The following is a 22318-nucleotide window of genomic DNA, read 5'->3' on the forward strand; positions in this document are numbered from 1 at the left end:
CGGCGCGTCACTTCACCCGCATGCCCGGTTTCGCGCCGCTATTCGGCTCCAGCACGTAAATGCCCGGCTCCGCCTTTTCATCGGCCGCCGATGCCGCCAGCACCATCCCTTCGGACAGCCCGAACTTCATCTTGCGCGGCGCGAGGTTCGCGACCATCACCGTCAGCTTGCCGACCAGCTGCTCCGGCTGATACGCGGACTTGATGCCGGAAAACACATTGCGCGTCTTCTCTTCGCCGACATCGAGCGTGAGCTGCAGCAGCTTGTCCGATCCCTCGACGGCCTTGCAGTCGACGATCCTGGCGATGCGCAGATCGATCTTCGCGAAGTCGTCGATCGAGATGATCGGCGCTTCCTCTTCCTTGCCGTTCGCGCCGTTTTTCCCATTCGCGATGGCTTTGCCCGGCGCCTCGGTTGCTTTCGACGTTGCACCGGTTTGCGCCGCAGGCGTTGCCTGCAGCGACGAGCGATTCGCTTCGAGCAGCGCGTCGATCTGTTTCGGATCGACGCGCGTCATCAGATGCTTGTACGCGTTGACCGGACGACTCGACGAAAGGGGTCGCTCGGCATCGGCCCAGACGAGCGGCTCGATGCCGAGGAAGGCTTCAGCCGCTTGCGCAACCTGGGGCAGCACGGGCTTGAGCGCCAGCGACAGCAGCCGGAACGCCTCGAGGCTGACGCTGCACGTCTCGTGAAGCGCGACCGCGTTGGCCGGGTCTTTCGCCTGATCCCACGGCTTCGCGGTATCGACATAGCTGTTCACGGCGTCGGCGAGTTCCATCGTCTGGCGCAGCGCACGGCCGTAGTCGCGCGCTTCGTAGTGCGCGGCGATCTGCGGCAGCGCCGCGCGCAGCGTGCCGAGCAGCGGATGATGCAGCGCGCTGTCCTGCACGCGGCCGTCGAAACGTTTGATCAGAAAGCCCGCCGCGCGGCTCGCGATATTCACGTACTTGCCGACCAGATCGCTGTTGACGCGCGCCTGGAAGTCATCGAGGTTCAGGTCGATGTCTTCCATCGTGCCGTTGAGTTTCGCCGCGAAGTAGTAGCGCAGCCACTCGGGGTTCATGCCCGCTTCGATATAGCTGTTCGCGGTGATGAACGTGCCGCGCGACTTCGACATCTTCGCGCCGTCGACCGTCAGGAAGCCGTGCGCGAACACATTGGTCGGCGTGCGATGGCCGGAAAATTCGAGCATCGCGGGCCAGAACAGCGTATGGAAGTACAGGATGTCCTTGCCGATAAAGTGATACTGCTCGGCCGTCGAACCCTTGCGAATCCACGCGTCGAAGTCGATGCCGCGCTGCGCGCACAGGTTCCTGAAGCTCGCGTAGTAGCCGACCGGCGCGTCGAGCCACACGTAGAAATATTTGCCCGGCGCGTCCGGAATTTCGAAGCCGAAGTACGGCGCGTCGCGCGAGATATCCCAGTCGGCGAGTTTCGCATCGCCGCTCGCCCCCAGCCATTCGCGCATCTTGTTGGTCGCTTCCGGCTGCGCGAGACCGCCGACCCAGTCGCGCAGAAAGGCTTCGCAGCGCGGATCGGACAGGCGGAAGAAATAGTGCGTCGACTTCCTGCGCACCGGCGTCGCGCCTGACACGACCGAGTACGGGTTGATCAGGTCGGTCGGCGAGTAGGTCGAGCCGCACACCTCGCAACTGTCGCCATACTGGTCTTTCGCGCCGCACTTCGGGCACTCGCCCTTGATGAAGCGGTCCGGCAGGAACATTTCCTTGACGGGGTCGTACGCCTGCTCGATCTCGCGCGCGTCGATCAGCCCTGCATCGCGAAGCGCGACATAGATCGATTCGGACAGCACGCGGTTTTCTTCGGAATCGGTCGTGTAGTAGTTGTCGAACGAAATGCCGAAGTTTTTGAAGTCGCGCGTGTGCTCCTGCCACACACGATCGATCAGCTGTTTCGGCGTGACCCCTTCCTGCTCCGCTTTCAGCATGATCGGCGTGCCGTGCGTGTCGTCGGCGCCGACGTAGTAGACCTCGTGCCCATGCATGCGCAGCGCGCGGACCCAGATGTCCGTCTGGATGTATTCGACAAGGTGGCCGATATGAATCTGGCCGTTCGCGTACGGCAGCGCGGACGTGACGAGAATCTGGCGGCGGCCCGGCGGCGTGCCGGAGGCGTTGAGGTCGGAAGCGGATGCTGACATACGGATTTTTCTGGCCTGCGGGGAGGAGGGCGGCCGTCGCGCGTGGTATCGCGTCGCGCGGCAACTTGGCCCAGGAGCGCCGCGCGTGGGTGACCCGCGTGCGGCTCGCGTCTATGAACAAGGTTCTGTCGCGGACAGAACCGGCTTTGATTCAGTCGATTTTACCAGCGTGTCCCTCAACGCAGGACGGCTTGCCTGTCGCAATCGGACAAGCGCGGCGCGTAACGTGCGCAAGACCGCGTTATTCCATCCGCCGGATGGCTGTTCCGGCCAGTTCGTTAGCCAGCGCACAGAGCGGCGTGGACGCGCGACCTTACAGTCCTTACGCAATCAGCCGTAGTAGCCCCCCGCAGTCAATCGCAGCGCCTCGCTATCAGCCGCCGGAAGCCGCAGTCAGCCGGTCACCGCGCGTACCGCGTGCCGCGCGTGCGTGGCGTTGCTCCAATGAAGGAGTGAAGAATCATGGCCAACGAGGCGCTTGACCACGACATGCTGACGACCGTCGACATGACGGACGTGGACAACCTGTACGCGGCGATTAATCAGCAGGGCTTCGGTGTCCTGCACAATGTAGTGCCGGATGCGGTACTCACGCCGATGCGCGAATACATCACCGCCGAGCTCGACAAACGCGGCGGTCAGTATTTTGGCCTCGGCGGCCAGGACTGGATCGGACACAGCCCGCTCAATGCGATTTTCAGCGCGCACGGCTTCCGGATGGTGCTCGATGGCCTCTATCAGCGCGCGATGCGCGGCGAGCCGCCTAGCCCGCGGATCCTGCCGGTGCTGCGCGTGCTGGCCGGCACGCATGGCTTGCGCCACGCGAACCGCTTCCACTATGACTCGTACGTGGTCACCGCGCTTGTGCCGATCCTGATTCCGAACCGGCCGAACGAACCGCGCGGGAATCTGGTGATGTACCCGAACATGCGCAACGTGCGCGGCCCGGCGCTGCTGAATATTCTCGAGAAGGCGGTGGTCGAGAGCGGCACCGCCTGCCGGCTATGGCGTTCACCGACCGTGCAGCGCTGGCTCGGCGCGAAGCCGGTTCCACTCGAACCAGGCAACATCTATTTCTTCTGGGGCATGCGCTCGCTGCACGCAAACGAGGCGTGTTTGCCGACCAGCATACGCAGCACGGCGCTCTTTCACTACGGCGACCCGCACGAGAACAGCGTGCTCAAGCAGCTTAGCCAGGCGCGGGCGCGCGCAAGCCTCAGGCGGCTTGCGAAGTAATCGCGCAACGGGCTGTTGCCGTTCCATTGCTCACGCGCAACGTGCCAGAGCCGCTTTCATTCAGATTTCGTTTGCGTGGGGATTGTTGTCCCGATAATTGGACAAGCTCGCGTGGCGATGTGCCGCTGGTCCCGTGCCGCAGGGGGAATGCACCCAAAAACCGGGGCAAAAAAAACCGGGGCTATAGGCCCCGGAGCAACAACGACAAGAGGAGAATGGTGACGCGGCGGACGAACCGCACACGTACCGTAAATAAAGACAACGTACCCGCCAAAGAGTTCGAAATTTTTTTCGTTCGCCTTGGACGCAGCCTTCAGTCCCCATAGCGGGACACGCGCAAGGCCGGCGCGCGGCGCTTGCGTGGGTATCCCACGGCGCCGCTCAGTGCACCTGGCCAGGCTGCGCGGTCGCGCGCAGATAGATCTCGACCCTTCGATTTGCCGCGCGGCCCGCTTCCGTGTTGTTGTCGGCGACCGGCTGGCTCGCGCCCACGCCCGTTGCCGCGAGGCGCTGCGGTGCGACGCCTTGCGACGCGAGGTAGTTGGTGACGCTTTCTGCGCGGTTGACCGACAGCGTTTGATTAAACGCCGGCTGGCCGGTGCTATCGGTATGGCCGACCACCTGCGCGATCACTTCCGGGCTCTCGTTCAGCGTTTGCGCAACTTGTGCCAGCACAGGCTGGAACGACGGCTTGATCGCGTAGCTGTTCGTGTCGAACGTGACCGAACTCGGAATGTTCAGCTTGAGCGAGCCATCCGGTTGTTCGGTGATCTGCGTGCCGGTGCCTTTCGTCGCGCCGGACAGTTTGTTGTGGATCTTTTGCCAGTTGTAGCCGGTGATACCACCGACCGCTGCGCCGACGCCTGCGCCGATCGCCGCGCCCTTGCCGCCGCCGAAGATCGCGCCGAGCGCGGCGCCGGTGCCCGCGCCGACGCCGGTGCCGACCGCGGTGTTGGTGCCTTGCTGCGTCGCGCAGCCGGCGACGAGTGTGCCCGCGAGGGCGATTACCGAGAGGCGAGTCATGATTTTCGCGTTCATTTTCAGGTCCTATGTTTAAGTCAAACAAGCCGGCAACGAGAGACAGCTGGCAGGCGGCCGCGGTGGCGTGCTGAGCGCGCCGCCCGCAGCCGGAGCGACACTCAAAGAGGGTCTTCCGGCGTGGGCCGACACCAGCCACTACAATGACGATTGAAGCACCAGCGATTCGGCCCTATTGCTGGTCGCGCGGCAAGCGTGCCTGCGCGACCGGTTTTATGCAATCCTGGATAACAATTTCTTTCAAATTCCGGCCACTGGCGAAATTTCGATTCCGCCGCGCGCCATGTGTTCCCACGGAGTCTCAATGAGTATCGATCGGGCCCAGGTGGATGCCGCCCTCGCGGCCATTACCGATCCCAACACCGGCCGGCCGTTCGCCGCCGCGAAGAACCTCAGGAATGTCAACGTCGATGGTGCCACGATCAGCGTCGACGTGGTACTCGGCTATCCGGCCAAACGCCAGTTCGACGCGATCCGCGCGCTGGTCGCGGGCGCGCTTGCCGCGGTGCCGGGTGTCGCCGACGTGAAGGTGCAGGTGTCGCAGGACATCGCCGTGCACACGGTGCAGCGCGGTGTGAAGCTGCTGCCGAACGTGAAGAATATCGTCGCCGTTGCGTCGGGCAAAGGCGGGGTCGGCAAGAGCACGACCGCGGTGAATCTCGCGCTTGCGCTGGCAAGCGAAGGCGCTTCGGTCGGCATTCTCGATGCGGATATTTACGGGCCGTCGCTGCCGATGATGCTCGGCATCACCGGTCGCCCGGAGTCGCCCGACGGCCAGTCGATGCACCCGATGACCGGCTACGGGATGCAGGCGAATTCGATCGGTTTTCTGATCGAGCAGGATAACCCGATGGTGTGGCGCGGCCCGATGGCCACGTCGGCGCTCGAGCAACTGCTGCGGCAGACCAACTGGCGCGAGCTCGATTACCTGATCGTCGATATGCCGCCGGGCACCGGCGACATCCAGCTGACGCTATCGCAACGCGTGCCGGTGACGGGCGCGGTGATCGTGACGACGCCGCAGGACATCGCGCTGCTTGACGCGAAGAAGGGCCTCAAGATGTTCGAGAAAGTGGGCATTCCGATTCTCGGCATCGTGGAGAACATGGCGACACATATCTGCTCGAACTGCGGCCACGAAGAGCACATCTTCGGCTCCGGCGGCGGCGAGCGGATGGCGAAGGAGTACGGTGTCGACGTGCTGGGCAGCTTACCCCTCGATATCGCGATCCGCGAGCAGACCGACTCCGGCAAGCCGACCGTGGTTGCCGAACCGGACGGCCGCATCGCGGAGATTTATCGGACCATCGCGCGCAAGATGGCGGTTCATATCGCCGAGCGCGCGCGCGATATGTCGTCGAAGTTTCCGACGATCGTCGTGCAAAACACCTGAGCGGCCGGCGGTGCGCCGCGCGTGCGCCACTTCGGCGAGGGCTCGTGCAGTGCATGCCGGGCTCGCCGTGGTGGAGGCGTAGCACGGCATTGTGGCGGGCCGCTCGCGGTATCATGTCGACTTCATCAGGTCCGGCAAGGCGGCCGCAGGGGCGGCCGGCGCTCGACAAGAGGATCGCATGAGAAAACGAAACGACGGCCGTGCGATGCAAGCCTTCACAGCGCTTATCGTCACGGCTGCCCTTGGTGTGCCCGTCGCCGGCTGCACCTCCTTCCTGAGACCGCAGGAGAAGCGCGCGGTCGCGCAGATGGTGCCTTCGCTCGGTCATCAGGCACGCGGCACCGTCACATTCATCGAGCGCTCGGACGGGGTTCAGGTCACGTACAACCTCACCGGGCTGCCGCCGAGCAGCGACCACGCATTGCAGGTGCACGAGCGGGGCGACTGCAACGCGGCGGACGGCTCGAGCGCCGGCGCGGTATTCGCACCGGCCGCCGACCGTCTGAAGAACGGCGCGCGTGTCGAGGGCGATCTTGGCAATATCCACGCGGATAGCACCGGCGTCGCGGCGGGCTTTATCGTTGCGCCTGACGTGTCGCTCGACGGTGTGCGCTCGGTGCTGCAGCGCTCGGTATTGCTGCATCGCGATGCAACCGATCCTTACGCGTATCCGCAGCATGGTCCCGGTCCGGCGATCGCATGCGGGCTGATCCGCGCGCAGTGACGCTGCAAGCGGGCCGCACTGCGAAGTTGCCCGAAGTGCGCAACCTTAGTTCGCACCGAAGTGCGCGGGCAATCCATCGAAAGCCGGCTTGCCAAACCTGAGCGCCGTCACGCATGCTTTCCACGCTGTTGGAGCACCCCTGCGTCCTTCGCGTAAAATAAGCGCCTTTCGCCCGCCTACGACCGCCCGCAAGGGCGCCGGCGCAGCGTTCATTCCGAGTTTTCCCCGATTACACCGTCACGTCAGCAGCGTTCACCTATGAGCATCAAGTCCGACAAGTGGATCCGGCGCATGGCCGCCGAGACCAGGATGATCGAGCCGTTCGAGCCGGCGCAAGTCCGTGCGACCGAGGACGGCCGCAAGATCGTCAGTTACGGGACATCGAGCTACGGCTACGATATTCGCTGCGCAGACGAATTCAAGATTTTCACGAACATCAACTCGACGATCGTCGATCCGAAGAACTTCGACGAGAAGTCGTTTGTCGATTTCAAGGGTGACGTTTGCATCATCCCGCCGAATTCGTTCGCACTGGCGCGCACCGTCGAGTACTTCCGCATTCCGCGCAGCGTGCTGACCGTGTGCCTGGGCAAGTCCACTTATGCGCGCTGCGGGATCATCGTCAATGTGACGCCGTTCGAGCCGGAGTGGGAAGGGCATGTGACGCTCGAGTTCTCAAATACGACACCTTTGCCTGCCAAAATTTACGCGAACGAAGGCGTCGCGCAGGTGCTGTTCTTCGAAAGCGACGAAATTTGTGACGTGTCGTACGCGGATCGCGGCGGCAAATACCAGGGTCAGCATGGCGTGACGTTGCCGAAAACGTAACGCGCGTCGGACCTTGACTCACCGCAATACGGGGACCGCTACCGAGAGTAGCGGTCGTTCTTTTTGGAGAAGCGCCCCATGAAGTTTCGTTTTCCCGTCGTCATCATTGACGAAGATTTCCGCTCCGAGAACATTTCGGGTTCCGGCATCCGGGCGCTCGCTGAGGCGATCGAGAAAGAAGGCGCGGAAGTGCTCGGGCTGACGAGCTATGGCGATCTGACGTCGTTCGCGCAACAGTCGAGCCGTGCGTCGTGTTTCATCCTGTCGATCGACGACGACGAACTGCTGCCGTACGTCGAAAACACGACCGACAGCGGCGCGCCGGAGCTCGCGCGCGCGATTATCGACCTGCGCGCGTTCGTCGTCGCGGTGCGCAAGCGCAATGCGGATATCCCGATCTTCCTGTACGGCGAGACGCGCACGTCGCGCCACTTGCCGAACGATATCCTGCGCGAGCTGCATGGCTTTATCCACATGTTCGAGGACACGCCGGAATTCGTCGCGCGGCACATCATCCGCGAGGCGAAGGTGTATCTCGATTCGCTCGCGCCGCCGTTCTTCAAGGAACTCGTGCAGTATGCGGAAGAGGGGTCGTACTCGTGGCATTGCCCGGGGCATTCGGGCGGCGTCGCGTTCCTGAAGAACCCGCTTGGCCAGATGTTCCACCAGTTCTTCGGCGAGAACATGCTGCGTGCGGACGTCTGCAACGCGGTCGACGAGCTTGGCCAATTGCTCGATCACACCGGCCCGGTCGCTGCATCAGAGCGAAACGCGGCGCGCATCTTCAGCGCCGATCATCTGTTCTTCGTGACGAACGGCACGTCGACCTCGAACAAGATCGTCTGGCACGCGACGGTCGCGCCGGGCGACATCGTGCTGGTCGATCGCAACTGCCACAAGTCGATCCTGCACGCGATCACGATGACCGGTGCGATTCCGGTGTTTCTGACGCCGACGCGCAATCACTTCGGCATCATCGGCCCGATTCCACGCGACGAGTTCAAGCCGGAGAATATCCGCAAGAAGATCGAAGCGAACCCGTTCGCACGCGAGGCGCTCGCGAAGAACCCGAAGCTGAAGCCGCGCATTCTGACGATCACCCAAAGCACGTACGACGGCGTGATCTACAACGTCGAGATGATCAAGGACCTGCTTGGCGATCTGCTCGACACGCTGCATTTCGACGAAGCATGGCTGCCGCACGCGGAGTTCCACGAGTTCTACCAGGACATGCATGCGATTGGCGCGGGCCGGCCGCGCACCGGCGCGCTGGTGTTCGCGACACACTCGACGCACAAGCTGCTCGCCGGCATCTCGCAAGCGTCGCAAATTCTCGTGCAGGACTCGGAGAACAGCACGTTCGATCGTCATCGCTTCAACGAGGCGTATCTGATGCACACCTCGACGAGCCCGCAGTACGCGATCATCGCGTCGTGCGACGTCGCCGCCGCGATGATGGAACCGCCGGGCGGCACGGCGCTCGTCGAGGAGTCGATCGCGGAGGCGCTCGATTTCCGCCGCGCGATGCGCAAGGTCGATGACGAATTCGGCATCGACTGGTTCTTCAAGGTGTGGGGGCCCGTCGAACTGGCGGAAGAGGGTATCGGTTCGCGCGACGACTGGATGCTGCGTCCGAACGACCATTGGCATGGCTTCGGCGCGCTGGCCGAAGGCTTCAACATGCTCGATCCGATCAAGGCGACGATCATCACACCGGGGCTCGACGTCGACGGCGAGTTCGGCGAAACCGGCATTCCGGCCGCGATCGTCACGAAGTATCTGGCCGAGCACGGAATTATCGTCGAGAAGACCGGGCTGTACTCGTTCTTCATCATGTTCACGATCGGCATCACGAAGGGCCGCTGGAACTCGATGGTCACCGAGCTGCAGCAGTTCAAGGACGACTACGACAATAACCAGCCGCTGTGGCGCGTGCTGCCGGAATTCGTCGCACAGCATCCGGCGTATGAGCGGATCGGCTTGCGCGACTTGTGCGAGCAGATTCATAGCGTGTATCGCGCCAACGACATCGCACGGCTCACCACCGAGATGTACCTGTCGAACATGGAGCCCGCGATGAAGCCGTCCGACGCGTTCGCGCGGCTCGCCCACCGCGAGGTCGACCGTGTGCCGATCGACGAACTCGAAGGCCGCGTCACCTCGATCCTGCTGACGCCGTATCCGCCGGGTATTCCGTTGCTGATCCCGGGCGAGCGTTTCAACCGGACGATCGTTCGCTATCTGCAATTCGCGCGTGAGTTCAACGAGCGCTTCCCGGGCTTCCATACGGATATCCACGGGCTCGTGGGCGAAGTGATCAACGGCCGGATCGAGTACTTCGTCGATTGCGTGCGCGACTGACGATCGTAAGTGGATGGTGACGGGATGGTGAAGGTGTTGAAAGCAGCTGTGATTCGCCTGCTGGCGGGGGCATCGGTGGCGGCGGTATTGGCAGGCGCGTCGGCGGCGGTGCGCGCGGAAGTGGCCGCCGCGGATCCGATCGATACGGCGATGCGCACGTGTCTGGCGCGCGCCGATATGTCGTCGACGGCCGGGCAACTGCAATGCATGGACACCGCGCGGCTTGCGTGGGAAGCATCGAGCGACCAGTCATTTCAGCGGTTGCTTGCGAAAGTGCCGCCCGGCCGGCGCAGACGCTGGGAATTGAGCGAAACCCGCTGGAAGGCGTGGCGCGCGGTGGAGATGCAGATGCTGGCCGCGGTGACCGCAACCACGCATGGCACGCGCTACCAGCTGTCGGAAGGCGATTTGCGTCTGCAGCCGGTACGCGCTCGTGCACTCGCGCTGCGCAATGTCATCGCGACGCCGGACGGGATCGATACGCCACCACGGCTTCGCGCATGTTCCGCTGATCCGCAATGCGTGCACGCGACGGCGGATGTGAACCACTACTACCGGCAGCTCGTGAACAAGATGCCGCGGCATGCGCGGCCCGTGCTGTGGCGTGCGCAGCAAGCGTGGCGCGCGTATCTCGACGCGACCGTGCTGCTGGGCGATGAAGAGGCGCGCATCGATCTGATCGGCGCGCGCGTGGCGACGCTGAAGAAACTGTCGGAGATGGCGGGGAACAATTAGCGACGCGCGGGTGAGGGTGCCGCAAGCGCGGCGGTGAATCACCGGCTTGCGGCCTTTGCGCGATAGGCGTGCGTGGTTGCGTACGGTATTACTTCAATGCCGCGCGCGCGGCCTGCGCCGCGGCGCGCACCTGATCGGGCGCGGTGCCTCCCGGATGATTGCGGCTCGCCACCGAGCCTTCCAGCGTCAGATAATCGAATACGTCATCGCCGATCAGATGCGCGACGTTCGGCAGTTCGCCGCGCATTTCGTCGAGCGTGAGGTCCGCAAGATCGCAGTTGCGGTCCACGCAAATCCGCACCGCATGTGCGACCGCCTCATGCGCGTCGCGGAAGGGCAGTCCGCGCTTGACCAGATAGTCGGCGAGATCGGTCGCGGTCGAAAAGCCCTGTAGCGCCGCGGCGCGCATCGCCTGCGGTTTCACCGTGATGCCCGCGACCATTTCCGCGAAGATGCGCAGCGTGTCGGCTACCGTGTCGACCGTATCGAACAGCGGCTCCTTGTCTTCCTGATTGTCCTTGTTGTACGCGAGCGGCTGGCCTTTCATCAGCGTGAGCAAAGCCATCAGATGCCCGTTCACGCGGCCGGTCTTGCCGCGCGCGAGCTCCGGCACGTCGGGGTTCTTCTTCTGCGGCATGATCGATGAGCCGGTGCAGAAGCGGTCCGCCAGATCGATAAAGCCGACGCGCGGGCTCATCCACAGCACGAGCTCTTCGGAAAAGCGCGACACGTGCGTCATCACCAGCGCGGCGGCCGCGGTGAATTCGATCGCGAAATCGCGATCGGACACCGCGTCGAGCGAGTTCGCGCAGAGGCCGTCGAAGCCAAGCGTCTGCGCGACCGCATGGCGGTCGATCGGGTAGCTGGTGCCGGCGAGTGCTGCCGCACCGAGCGGCAGACGGTTCACGCGCGTGCGGCAGTCGCGCATGCGCTCGGCGTCGCGCGAAAACATCTCGACATACGCGAGCAGGTGATGCCCGAACGTGACCGGCTGCGCGACCTGCAGATGTGTGAAGCCCGGCATGATGGTTGCCGCGTTCTGCTCGGCAAGGTCGATCAGCGCGCCGCGCAAGTCCTTCAGCAAGCCGCCGATCCGGTCGATTTCCCCGCGCAGCCACAGGCGGATGTCCGTCGCGACCTGGTCGTTGCGCGAGCGGCCCGTATGCAGACGCTTGCCCGCATCGCCGATCAGCGCGGTCAGGCGCGCTTCGATGTTCAGGTGCACGTCTTCGAGATCGAGTTGCCATTCGAATTCGCCGCGCTCGATTTCACCTTTGATTTGCACCATCCCGCGCTGGATGGCGGCGAGATCGTCCGCGGCGATGATCTTCTGCGCGGCGAGCATCGATGCGTGCGCGAGCGAACCTTCGATGTCGACGAAGGCGAGACGCTTGTCGAAGAAGACCGACGACGTATAGCGCTTGACGAGCTCCGACATCGGTTCCGAGAAGCGAGCCGACCAGGCTTCGCCTTTTTTGTGCAGTTGGGACGTCATGGTGTAGGGACGCGAATGGTGATCAAAGCGGGTGAACGGAAAGCGGACGGCGGGGCCGCGGCGGGCGCTACACGCTGCGGCCAGGGCCAAGGCTCGCAAGCGAAGACGCCGATTTTAACACCCGGCGCAGGTGGCAACGGCCCGCCTGTCTAGCTTTCGCGCACCAGCACGACGAGCTTCAGGTCTTCGCGATGCGCGGGCTTGAACGTGATCTGGTCGTAAGCAATCCGCCCGTCGCGTGGATGCTCGAACTCCCGCCGCCCGCCTTCGCGCTCGCCGACATCCTGCGACGCCCAGAAGAGCGCGAACGCATTGCTTGCGGCAATCAGCGCGTCGATCAGCGCGCGCGTCGGCGCGTTGTTCAGATGCCGGATCGAATCCGCGCGGAATTCAGCCGCAAGACGCCGCGCGCGCGATTCCCAGTCGACGATCAGCGTGTGCCCGACGGGCGACAGAAACGTGTAGCGCAGCAGGTTGCGGTCGTGGTCGCCGTCGAGCCAGCCGACGAACAGGTCGGCGGCCTGCGCGTTCCACGCGATCGCGTTCCATTGGCGGTCGAGCACGTACGCGGGCGACTGCACCAGCTGCACGGTTTTCAGCAGCATCTCGGGCGTGTCGGCGCCGCCGGTGTCCGGCTCGGCCGGGTCGCGCTGTGCGGCGAGCTCGAACAGATACGCGCGCTCGGCGCGCGACAGCTGCAACGCGACCGCGATCCGCGCGAGCGCATCGGGCGACGCGGACACCGGGCGGCCTTGCTCGATCCACGTGTACCAGGTCGGGCTGACACCACACAACTGCGCGACTTCCTCGCGGCGCAGCCCGGGCGTACGGCGCCGCGGGCCGGGCGGCAAGCCCACCGCGAGCGGTGTGAGCCGCTCGCGATGCGCGCGGATAAATTCGCCCAGCGCACGGGCGGGTGTCGTATCGAGCGGGGGTGGCGTGTCAGGCGTGGCGTCGTGGGACGGCGAAGTCATGGTGGCAGACGGGTGTTGTTGATACCAGAATAGTTGCTTGCCTTGTACTGGTACAGGCAGCGCTCTATTGTAGCGATTCGGGCCACCGATGCGAATCGCCGCGCGGCGTCGCCCGCGCCATCGAATCTATTCAGACCACCTTACGAGGACCTCGGGCCAAGGAGCGAACCATGAGACATCAGGAACAGGTCACCGACGCATTCGGCCAGACCGCCGCTAACTATCTGACGAGCCACGTGCACGCAACCGGCAAGGACCTGCAGACGCTTGCGAAGTGCGTCGCCCGGACGCCGCACGCGGTCGTGCTCGATATGGGCTGCGGCGCGGGCCACGCGAGCTTCGCGGTCGCGCCGCACGCGGCGTCGGTGGTGGCGTACGATCTGGCGCGCCCGATGCTGGCGACCGTCGCGAGCGCGGCGATCGATCGCGGTTTCGGCAACATCGTGACGAAGCAGGGCGCCGCGGAAAGCCTGCCGTTCGACGATGGTTCGTTCGACTGGGTGATCAGCCGGCTGTCCGCGCATCACTGGCACGATGTGCCGCAGGCGCTCGCCGAAGCGCGCCGCGTGCTGAAGCCCGGCGGCCATGCACTCTTTATCGACATCGCGGGCGCCGATCACCCGCTGCTCGATACGCATTTGCAGGCGGTGGAGGTGTTGCGCGACGGGTCGCATATCCGCGACTATCGCGCCGACGAATGGCTTGCGTTGTTCGAGCGAGCGGGTTTCGCGGCGAAGGTGCGCGAGCGGTGGCGCATGCCGCTCGAATTCGACGCATGGGTGACGCGGATGCGTACGCCGGCGCTGCGCGTCAGCGCGATCCGCTCGCTGTGGGAAAACGCACCGGACGAGGTGCGGCAGTATTTCGCGGTGCAGCCGGATGGGTCGTTCGAGCTTGATGCGTTGATGATCGAAGCGCGCTGAGAGCGCCATTGCGCACGCCACCGGATACGCGAGACGACGCGTCAGAAGAAAAAGAAAAGGGCACGCGGTGCGATCCCGCCACCGCGTGCCCTTGCGGCACATTGAAGACGCAATTGCCGCGCCGACGCGGCCCTTAGCCGGTGTTGCGCAAGCCGGCCGCGATACCGTTGATCGTCAAATGAATCCCGCGGCGCAAGCGCGTATTCTTGTCGCCCGAACGATGCCGTTTCAGCAATTCGACCTGCAAATGGTTCAGCGGATCGAGATACGGGAAACGGTTCTTGATCGAACGCGCGAGCAGCGGGTTATCAGCGAGCCGTTCCTTCCTGCCGGTGATCTCCGACAGCACGTTCGACGTGCGCTCCCATTCCGCGACGATCCGCTCGAACACATGCTTGCGCACCTTCTTGTCTTCGACGAGCTGCGCGTAGCGCGATGCGACCGCGAGGTCGGTCTTCGCGAGCACCATGTCCATGTTCGATAGCAGGTTCGAAAAGAACGGCCACGTCTTGTGCATCTGGCGCAGCAGCTGGACGCGGCGCGTGCGCTCCGTGTCGTTCGCGGATGCATCGAGCCAGTTGCCGATCGCGCTGCCGAAGCCATACCAGCCGGTCAGCAGCAGACGGCATTGGCCCCACGAAAAGCCCCACGGAATCGCGCGCAGGTCTTCGATCTTGCGGTTCTTCGGGTCCTGCAGCTTGCGCGACGCGGGCCGGCTGCCGATATTGAGCTCCGCGATCTCGGTGATCGGCGTCGACGAAAAGAAGTATTCGACAAAGCCGGGCGTCTCGTAGACTAGCGCGCGGTACGCCTGCATCGCCGCATCCGACAGGTTCTGCATGGTCTCTTCGAACACGGGCAGTTGCGCGGGCAACGGGCCAGGCAACTGCACACGCCCATGACCGTGCGGCGCCAGCGACGCTTCGAGCGTCGCGGCGATCACCGTTTCCAGATTGCGCCGGCCGATCTCCGGATTGCCGAACTTGCTCGCGATCACTTCGCCTTGCTCGGTCAACCGGATCTGTCCGTCGACGGTGCCGGGCGGCTGCGACAGGATCGCCTGATAGGTTGGGCCGCCGCCGCGCCCGACCGTGCCGCCGCGGCCGTGGAAGAGCCGCAGCGTCACGCCGCGCTGGTTGAACAGCGACACGAGCGCGAGCTCCGCGCGGTACAGCTCCCAGTTCGACGTGAGAAAGCCGCCGTCCTTGTTGCTGTCCGAGTAGCCGAGCATCACTTCCTGTTCATTGCCCTGATGCTCGATGATCGCTTCGATGCCCGGCAACGCCATCAGGTCGCGCATGATGTGCGACGCGTTGCGCAAGTCGGGAATCGTCTCGAACAGCGGAATCACCATCAGGCCCGCGCGCGCCGGATAGTGCGCGGTGCCGAGCAGCCCTTGCAGCAGTCCGGTTTCCTTCTGCAGCAGCATGACCTCGACGAGGTCGCTGACCGTCTCGGTATGCGAAATGATGTAGTTGCGCACCGCGCGCACGCCGAATTTCTCGCGCGTGACGCGCGCCGCTTCAAGCACGCCGAGTTCGCTTTTTACCAGATCCGAATACGCGATGTACGGCGAGCGCAACAGGCGTGGCTGGGCGAGTTCCGCGAGCAGCACCTGCAGCTTGTCCGCTTCGGGCAGCGCCGCGTAGTCGTCGACGACGCCGGCGCGCTGCAATAGTTCGGCGATTACCGCTTCGTGCACGTCGGAACTCTGACGCAGGTCGATCGACGCGAGATGGAAGCCGAATACTTCGGCCGCGCGCACGAGCGGCGACAGGCGCGGCGTCGCGAGCGACTCGCCGTGGTGCTGTGCGAGCGATTCGGTCAGCACGTCGAGGTCGCGCACGAATTCCTCAGCGTCCGCATACGGTTGCGCGTCGCGGCTCGCTGGGCGCGTCGCGACGACGCCTTCGCCCACCCGCTCGCGCGCGGTGGCCGCCATGCGTGCATACACGCCGATCAGCGCGCGCCGGTACGGTTCATCGACGCGATGCGGCGAGCGGTCCGGCGACGCGTCGGCGAGCGCCTTGAGCGCATCGCTGCTGCCGGCGAGCAAATACGACACCGCGAGTTCGGCGCCGAGCTCGTGTATCTCGCTCAGGTAGTGCTCGAAGATGACCGTCGCCTGGCGCGCGATCGCGAGTTCGAGCGTGTCGGCGGTCACGTTCGGATTGCCGTCGCGGTCGCCGCCGATCCAGCTCCCCATCTGGAAGAACGGCGGCAGGCGCGACGCGAGACCGTGCTCGGCAAGCGCCGCTTCGATATCCGAATAGAGCGCGGGAATCTCCGCGAGGAACGTCGCGCGGTAGTACGACAGCGCGTTTTCGATTTCATCGGCGACGGTGAGCCGCGAGTCGCGCAGCATCCGCGTCTGCCAGAGCGAGGTGACGCGTGCGCGCAGCAGCGCGTCGTTGGTCGCGTGTTCGCGCGCCGTCAGCGGCTGATCGCGCTCGGCAAGCAGCCGCGCAATGTCGCGCTGCGCGTCGAGAATGCTCTTGCGCTGCACTTCGGTCGGGTGCGCGGTGAGCACCGGCGCGATCAGCGCGTCGTCGAAAAACTGCTGCAGCACCGGCGTCGGCGCGGCGCCCGCCTTGTCGAGGCGCTCGAGCGCATGCGCGACCGTGCCCGGCTGCGACGACGAGCCGGCCAGCTCGTGGATCCGGCGCCGCCGGTTGTGATGGCGGTCTTCCGCGATGTTCGCAAGATGCGAGAAATAGCTGAACGCGCGCACGACGGCGACCGTCTGCGCGGGGTTCAGCGCGCGCAGCTTCTTGTCGAGGGCCTGCGCGGCGACGCTATCGTCCTCGCGGCGAAAACGCACCGCGGTCTGACGGATGGTCTCGACGACGTCGAATACCTCATCGCCTTCCTGCTCGCGCAGCACGTCGCCAAGCAGGCGGCCGAGATAGCGGATGTCTTCGAACAGCGGCTGGTCTTTGTCTTCGCGCGTGCGGCCGTCTTTCGGCCCGGTCTTCGCACGGGCGGCCGGCTCGGTGTCGAGCGCGCTTGCGCGCGCGGCCTGGCGCGCTTTGACCGGGTCTTGATCGGCGGGCGCTGCCGCCGGGCCGACGCTGCCGTTCGCGGCGACCTTGGCGCGCTTTCCTTTATGGGCCTTTTCCGCATCGGTCTGGGCCGCGCGGGTTTTGCCCGCTTTATCGGCCTTGGCGGACTTGAGGGGCTTGGTGGCCTTGTCCGCCCTCTCGACACGGGCGGCTCGGGTGGTCCGTTGCGCGGGGACGGCGGTTGCACCGTTGCCAGCCGTGCGTGCGGCGGTCAGCGACCCGGCGGCCGGCGCTGCGGCGGACTTCGACGGCGCCAACGCGTGCGCGGCGACATCCACGGCGCTTTCAGGCGATGCAGTATTGCGGCGCGCGGAGCGCGCCGATCCGGAAGACGTCACGATGGGTTTCCTCGGAAAGCCAGGGTCTATAGAGAGAAGGACTGCGACTGCGTGTCTTGCATGGGCCTCGGGCGCGGTCGGAGCCGCCCGTGAGCGATGGCTTGGCAGCTTGCCGTGATGCGCGCCCCACACTGCATCGCATCATCGCGCAGGCCGCGTATCGACGCGCGAACGACCGTGCACGAGTATTGCGTGAACCATGGTGATCGATGCGTTCGCCGGCCAGGGCGCCAGCGCGCTGTCTCCTCCGTGTCTGCGTTAGCCGGCAAGGCTGTACGGCCCGGACGGCGGACCGTGAAGCGCGTGCTAACATTGTTTGTTGTTGATCCCGTCATTCAATATCTGCCTGAAGCAATGAACTCCGAGACGCTCTCAGCGACACCACCCAGCACGCTTGTGATCGCTTCGCGTGAAAGCCGGCTGGCGATGTGGCAGGCCGAACATGTGCGGTGTGCGTTGCACAAATTATATCCATCCTGCGACGTCAAAATTCTCGGCATGACCACACGCGGCGATCAGATTCTCGATCGCACGCTGTCGAAGGTCGGCGGCAAGGGGCTGTTCGTGAAGGAGCTCGAAACGGCGCTCGCGGACGGCCGCGCGGATCTCGCTGTGCATTCGCTGAAAGATGTGCCGATGGAATTGCCGCCGGGTTTTGCGTTGAGCACGATCCTCGAGCGCGAGGACGCGCGCGATGCACTCGTCTCGAATACCTACGACATGCTATCCGCGCTGCCGCCCGGCAGCGTGGTCGGCACATCGAGCCTGCGGCGCGAAGCCTGTTTGCGCTCGCGCTATCCCGAGCTGGTCGTGAAACCGCTGCGCGGCAATCTCGATACGCGGCTCGCGAAGCTCGATCGCGGTGACTATGCCGCCATCATTCTTGCGGCAGCGGGCTTGAAGCGGCTGGGTCTTGCTGAGCGTATCCGCGCGCTGCTCGATCCGATGGACAGTCTGCCGGCGGCCGGGCAAGGCGCGCTCGGCATCGAGATTCGGGCGGATCGCGCCGAGCTCGCCACGTGGCTTGCGCCGCTGCATCACGAACATACGGCGGCGGCGGTCGAAGCGGAGCGGGCCGTGTCGCGGGCATTGGGCGGCAGCTGCGAAGTGCCGCTTGCCGCGCATGCGGTCTGGCATGACGGCGCGCTGCATCTGCGCGCGATCGTCGCGACACCGGACGGCCAGCGTGTGCTGCGCGCGCAGGGTTCATCGCCCGCGCCGAGCGTCGAGCGCGCGATCGAGCTGGGCCGCGAAGTGGCGAGCGACCTCGCCGACCAGGGAGCACTCGATATCGTGCGTTCATTAAGCAGCGCGGACGGTTCCGCGGCCGGCGCGTAATGGCGGCCGGCGCGCAAGACAACCGGCAGACCGCATCGTCCGCGGACGCTGCGAGCGACGCGCATCGCGACGCGGGCGGCGGTGTGGGCCGTGCGGCCGAGGACCAGACGCATGGCACGCGCCCGAGCCGTTTGACCGTGGTCCTCACGCGGCCGGCCGGTCAGTCCGGCCAATTGGCCGCGCAGCTCGCGCAAGAGGGTGTGGCGACCGTCGATTTCCCGCTGATCGACATCGCGCCGGCCGCGGACGAAGGACCGCTGAACGCCGCGCTTGCCGCGCTCGAGCACTATGCGCTGGTGGTCTTCGTGTCGCCGAATGCGATCGACGCCGCGTTCGCGCGTTTCAATGCGATCTGGCCGCACGCGCTGCCGATCGGTGTCGTCGGTCCGGGCAGCGTCGCGACGCTCGCGCGGCACGGCGTCGCGGCGCCGGCGTACCGGGTGATCAGCCCATCGACGCATGTCGACGACGATAAAAATGGCAACGACGGCGCGCGCTTCGATTCCGAAGGGCTCTATGCGGCGCTCGAAGCCGCGCTCGGCGCCAACGCGTTCGACGGCAAGCGCGTGCTGATCGTGCGCGGCGACGGTGGCCGCGAATGGCTCGCGGACCGGTTACGCGAAGCCGGCGCCGAAGTCGAGGCGGTGGCCGCCTACCGGCGCATCGTGCCGGAGCCGTCGGTGCGCGTCTGGGAGCGGATTCACGCACTGCTCGCGGGCGAGCCGCACGTCTGGCTCGTGACGAGCTCCGAAGGCGTGCGCAATCTGCACGAACTCGCGCGCGATCATCTGACCGCCGTCGAGCAGGCTCAATTGAGGCGCGCGCCGTTCGTCGCGCCCCATCCGCGCATCGCGGAAACCGCGCGGGCATTGGGTTTTGATAGCATTACGGTGTCCGGCGCGGGCGACCAACGTATCGTCCGCGCCTTGCTGTCCGCCGTCACGCCTTCCGAAGTTCAACCGGTTCAGACCAACCCGGCTTACGCACGCATGACTGATTCGACCGCATCCACGAACCCTTCCTCGCCGCCGGCGGCCGCCCGCTCGTTGCCGCCGAACCAGCCGTTTACGCCGTTTGAGGCGCAGCAGCCCCGCCGCCGCGGCGGGACCGGGCTGCTGTGGCTGGTGATCGTCGTCGTGCTGTGCGCGGCAGTGGCGGGCGGACTCGCGCTGAACCGCAAGCTGATCCGTCTCGATCAGGAGTTGACGAAGCGTCAGCAGATCAACGACGCGCAAACCGCCGAACTGCGCGTGAAGACCGAGCAGGCCCTTGCGACCGTGCGCGGCGTCGATACGCAGATGGCGCAGCTCGAAGGCAAGCTCGCCGACGCGCAGAACGCGCAACAGGCGCTGCAGCAGCAATATGCGGATCTCGCGCGCAACCGCGACGACTGGACCATGGCCGAAGTCGGGCAGATGCTGTCGAGCGCGAGCGAGCAGCTGCAACTGACCGGCAACACGCAACTCGCGCTGTTCGCGCTGCAAAGCGCCGATACGCGCCTTGCCGCGTCGGACAGTCCGCAGGCGCTCACGGTGCGCAAAGCGATCGGTGAGGACATCGACAAGCTGAAGGCCGCGCCGTCCACCGATCTGACCGGCCTCGCGATCAAGCTCGATAACGCGATCGAAATGGTCGACGCGCTGCCGCTCGCCGGCGAAGCGCCGATCGCTCACGCGACCCCTCACGCGACGGCCCCCGCCAACACGGACAAGGTCGCCGCCGCAACCGGCGAGCCGCACTGGAAGGTGTGGTGGCACGGCTTTGTGTCCGGCATCGGCGAACAACTGGTGAGCCTCGTGCAGGTGCGCCGCATCGACAATGCCGAGGCGATGATGGTCGCGCCGGACCAGGGCTACTTTCTGCGCGAGAACCTGAAGCTGCGGCTGTTGTCCGCGCGTCTCGCGCTGCTCTCGCGCAACGAGACGACGCTGCGTTCGGACCTGCACGCGGCCGACGCGACGCTCGCGCGTTACTTCGATGCATCGTCGAAGAATACACAGACCGTGCGGGAGCTCGTGAAGGAGGTCGACGACGCAGCCGGCGCCGTCCAGGTGCCGAACCTCGACACGAGCCTGCAGGCGGTTCATCAATACCGTAGCCGGAGTTGACGATGGCCCTTCGAGGACTCCTGTGGCTCGCCTTCCTGTTCGTGATCGCGGTGGTGTTCGCACTCGCGGGGCGCTTCGATACCGGGCAGGTGCTGCTCGTGTATCCGCCGTATCGCGTCGATATTTCGTTGAATCTGTTTATCGTCGCGCTGGTCATCGTGTTTATCGTGATGTACGCGGTTATGCGCATCGTCCGCAATATCTGGCGCATGCCGCAGCGCGTCGCGGCGTATCGTGCACGCACGCGGATCGCGAAGGCGCAAGCGGCGCTGCGCGACGCGATCGGCAATCTGTATGCGGGGCGTTTCTCGCGTGCGGAAAAAGCGGCTCGCGACTCGCTGGCGCATGACGCGAACAAGGGCGCGGCCGGGCTGATCGCGGCGAATGCCGCGCACCGGATGCATGAGTACGCGCGCCGCGACGAGTGGCTCGCGAAGATCGAGGCGGATGACTGGCAGGACGCGCGCCTGATGGCGACCGCCGATATGCGCGCGGACGGCCGCGACGCGGACGGTGCGCTCGCCGCGCTGCTCGAGATGCAGTCGCAGGGCGGGCGGCGGATTCACGCGCAGCAGATCGCATTGCGCGCGCAGCAACAGCTGAAGAACTGGAGCGAAGTGCTGAAGCTCGTGAAGTCGCTGGAGAAGCGCGAAGCGATTCATCCGGCGGTCGCGGTGCGGCTGCGGCAGCTGGCTGCCGAGAACCTGTTGCGCGACCGGCGCCACAACGCCGACGCGCTGCTCGAGCTGTGGAATTCGCTGTCGCCGACCGAGCGGCATTCGCCGCGTCTCGCGGATCTCGCCGCGGAACTGCTGATTGCGCTGAACCGGCCGCAGGATGCGCGCAAGATCGTCGAAGAAGCGCTCGCGCAGAATTGGGATGCGCGGCTGTTGCGCCGCTATCCGGATACGGCGGGCGGCGATGCGCTGCCGCTTATTCAGAAGGCCGAAGGATGGCAGAAGGAACGGCCCGACGACGCTGATCTGTTGTTCGCGCTCGGCCGGTTATGCCTGCATCAGCAATTGTGGGGCAAGGCGCAGTCGTTCCTCGAAGCGGCGCTGAAGCTGGCCGACAACGAGACGTTGAAAATCCGTTCACATCGCGCGCTCGCGCGCTTGCATGAGCAACTGGGCGATTCGGCGAAGGCCAGCGAACATTATCGCGAGAGCGCGCTCGCGATGAATGTGGTTTGAGCGATGCCGCGGGCGGCGCCGCCGCCCGATTCCCACGATTTTGTCGATCTTCCGGCGGTCTATTTGTTCACCAGACGCGCCGGCACGCTGACCGCCAGCAAGCCGCCAAGCAGCATGAACACGGCGAGCAGATACATCCCCGCGGCATTGGCCGCGGTCGCCTGCTTGAGCCAGCCGACCGCGTAAGGGCCGAGAAACCCCGCGAGATTGCCGATCGAATTGATCATCGCAATGCCGGCCGCCGCGCCAGTACCCGCGAGAAACGCGGTCGGCAGGCTCCAGAATAGCGGCAGCGTGGTCAGGATGCCCATCGTCGCGAGCGTGAGCGAGGCCATCGCGAGCAGCGTGCTATGCGCCCAGACCACCGACAGCACGAGGCCGAGCGCGCCCGCGAAGGCCGGTATCGCG

General features: G+C 65.2%; 15 protein-coding genes and 1 pseudogene. 10 read left to right on the forward strand and 6 right to left on the reverse strand.

The window, feature by feature from the left end:
* Window positions 1-7 precede the first annotated feature (7 nt).
* Complete coding sequence (gene metG / locus HV796_RS30220) at window positions 8-2164, reverse strand: methionine--tRNA ligase (protein WP_175231042.1); 2157 nt, start codon at window positions 2162-2164, stop codon at window positions 8-10.
* 462 nt (window positions 2165-2626) lie between these two features.
* Here metG and HV796_RS30225 point away from each other — a divergent pair, with 462 nt between their 5' ends.
* On the forward strand, window positions 2627-3400 hold the full coding sequence (locus HV796_RS30225; RefSeq protein WP_175231045.1) for a hypothetical protein: 774 nt from the start codon (window positions 2627-2629) through the stop codon (window positions 3398-3400).
* 381 nt (window positions 3401-3781) lie between these two features.
* On the opposite strand, the gene HV796_RS30230 is transcribed toward HV796_RS30225, so the two are convergent.
* Window positions 3782-4438: a YiaD family glycine zipper/OmpA-like lipoprotein gene (locus HV796_RS30230; protein ID WP_175231049.1), complete on the reverse strand. Its 657-nt coding sequence runs from the start codon at window positions 4436-4438 to the stop codon at window positions 3782-3784.
* A gap of 304 nt (window positions 4439-4742) precedes the next feature.
* Here HV796_RS30230 and apbC point away from each other — a divergent pair, with 304 nt between their 5' ends.
* From apbC to HV796_RS30255, 5 genes are all read left to right on the forward strand, one after another.
* Window positions 4743-5831 (forward strand): iron-sulfur cluster carrier protein ApbC, encoded by a 1089-nt coding sequence (gene apbC, locus HV796_RS30235; RefSeq protein WP_175231052.1) that lies wholly within the window; start codon window positions 4743-4745, stop codon window positions 5829-5831.
* Between the two features lie 178 nt (window positions 5832-6009).
* A complete protein-coding gene (locus HV796_RS30240) occupies window positions 6010-6555 on the forward strand; it encodes a superoxide dismutase family protein (RefSeq protein ID WP_175231055.1) in 546 nt (181 codons plus the stop codon).
* Between the two features lie 258 nt (window positions 6556-6813).
* Window positions 6814-7383 (forward strand): dCTP deaminase, encoded by a 570-nt coding sequence (dcd, locus tag HV796_RS30245; RefSeq protein WP_175231058.1) that lies wholly within the window; start codon window positions 6814-6816, stop codon window positions 7381-7383.
* A gap of 78 nt (window positions 7384-7461) precedes the next feature.
* On the forward strand, window positions 7462-9744 hold the full coding sequence (locus HV796_RS30250; protein WP_175231061.1) for an arginine/lysine/ornithine decarboxylase: 2283 nt from the start codon (window positions 7462-7464) through the stop codon (window positions 9742-9744).
* 33 nt (window positions 9745-9777) lie between these two features.
* Window positions 9778-10479, forward strand: coding sequence for a lysozyme inhibitor LprI family protein (locus tag HV796_RS30255; protein WP_377692198.1), 702 nt, complete (start codon window positions 9778-9780; stop codon window positions 10477-10479).
* An 88-nt stretch (window positions 10480-10567) separates the two neighbouring features.
* Here HV796_RS30255 and argH read toward each other — a convergent pair whose 3' ends face one another.
* Both argH and HV796_RS30265 read right to left on the reverse strand, forming a co-directional pair.
* On the reverse strand, window positions 10568-11974 hold the full coding sequence (gene argH, locus HV796_RS30260; protein WP_175231066.1) for an argininosuccinate lyase: 1407 nt from the start codon (window positions 11972-11974) through the stop codon (window positions 10568-10570).
* A 149-nt stretch (window positions 11975-12123) separates the two neighbouring features.
* Complete coding sequence (locus HV796_RS30265) at window positions 12124-12948, reverse strand: helix-turn-helix transcriptional regulator (protein ID WP_175231070.1); 825 nt, start codon at window positions 12946-12948, stop codon at window positions 12124-12126.
* Between the two features lie 170 nt (window positions 12949-13118).
* Here HV796_RS30265 and HV796_RS30270 point away from each other — a divergent pair, with 170 nt between their 5' ends.
* A complete protein-coding gene (locus HV796_RS30270; protein ID WP_175231073.1) occupies window positions 13119-13871 on the forward strand; it encodes a class I SAM-dependent methyltransferase in 753 nt (250 codons plus the stop codon).
* A gap of 133 nt (window positions 13872-14004) precedes the next feature.
* Here the strand turns inward: HV796_RS30270 and ppc are convergent, their stop codons facing one another.
* Window positions 14005-17271, reverse strand: a complete 3267-nt coding sequence (gene ppc / locus HV796_RS30275) for a phosphoenolpyruvate carboxylase (RefSeq protein WP_175231075.1) — start codon at window positions 17269-17271, stop codon at window positions 14005-14007.
* Window positions 17272-17625: 354 nt separating this feature from the next.
* Between ppc and hemC the strand changes: the two genes are divergently transcribed.
* Genes hemC through HV796_RS30290 form a run of 3 tightly spaced genes read left to right on the forward strand, consistent with a single transcriptional unit; the run spans window position 17626 to window position 21910 of the window.
* A complete protein-coding gene (gene hemC / locus HV796_RS30280; RefSeq protein ID WP_175231078.1) occupies window positions 17626-18609 on the forward strand; it encodes a hydroxymethylbilane synthase in 984 nt (327 codons plus the stop codon).
* Window positions 18609-20717 carry a fused uroporphyrinogen-III synthase HemD/membrane protein HemX gene (gene hemDX, locus HV796_RS30285; RefSeq protein ID WP_175231081.1) on the forward strand — a complete coding sequence of 703 codons (2109 nt, stop codon included), beginning with the start codon at window positions 18609-18611 and terminating at the stop codon, window positions 20715-20717. The genes hemC and hemDX overlap by 1 nt, the downstream gene beginning before the upstream one ends.
* 2 nt (window positions 20718-20719) lie before the next feature.
* Complete coding sequence (locus tag HV796_RS30290; protein ID WP_175231084.1) at window positions 20720-21910, forward strand: heme biosynthesis protein HemY; 1191 nt, start codon at window positions 20720-20722, stop codon at window positions 21908-21910.
* 59 nt (window positions 21911-21969) lie between these two features.
* On the opposite strand, the pseudogene HV796_RS30295 reads toward HV796_RS30290, so the two are convergent.
* Window positions 21970-22318: pseudogene (locus HV796_RS30295) on the reverse strand (MFS transporter); the annotation flags it as partial.

The organism is Paraburkholderia humisilvae (assembly GCF_902859855.1).
In the GTDB taxonomy this organism is placed as follows: domain Bacteria; phylum Pseudomonadota; class Gammaproteobacteria; order Burkholderiales; family Burkholderiaceae; genus Paraburkholderia; species Paraburkholderia humisilvae.